Origin of the sequence: Psychrobacter sp. W2-37-MNA-CIBAN-0211, from assembly GCF_040309405.1 — a bacterium.
Taxonomy (GTDB): domain Bacteria; phylum Pseudomonadota; class Gammaproteobacteria; order Pseudomonadales; family Moraxellaceae; genus Psychrobacter; species Psychrobacter glaciei.
In genome coordinates, this window is record NZ_JBEOOU010000088.1 from 1 (window position 1) to 303 (window position 303).

1 protein-coding gene is annotated in these 303 nt (G+C 46.2%); it reads left to right on the forward strand.

Features of this window, described 5'->3' with window-relative positions:
* Positions 1 to 303: AIR synthase-related protein (locus AAEY72_RS14410; protein WP_352311194.1), on the forward strand; the 303-nt coding region annotated here is incomplete at both ends.

Sequence of the window (303 nt, forward strand, 5' to 3'; positions counted from 1 at the left end):
GTTGTGCAGTGACTGCGATACGCTATGGCCGATTGTTGAACAACTGCTGGTGGCAAATATCGATATTCATGCCATGCGAGATGCGACTCGCGGTGGTTTATCTGCGGTGCTAAATGAGTGGGCCAAAGCTTCGAACATTGGCATTGATGTTGAAGAAGCCAGCATTCCTATTTGTGATGAAGTAAAAGGCTTATGTGAGTTATTTGGCTTTGAACCTTTCGATTTAGCCAATGAGGGCACCTTTATTATGGCATTGCCAATGGATGTCGCCGAAGGGGCTATTGAGTTTATGCAGCGCTATGG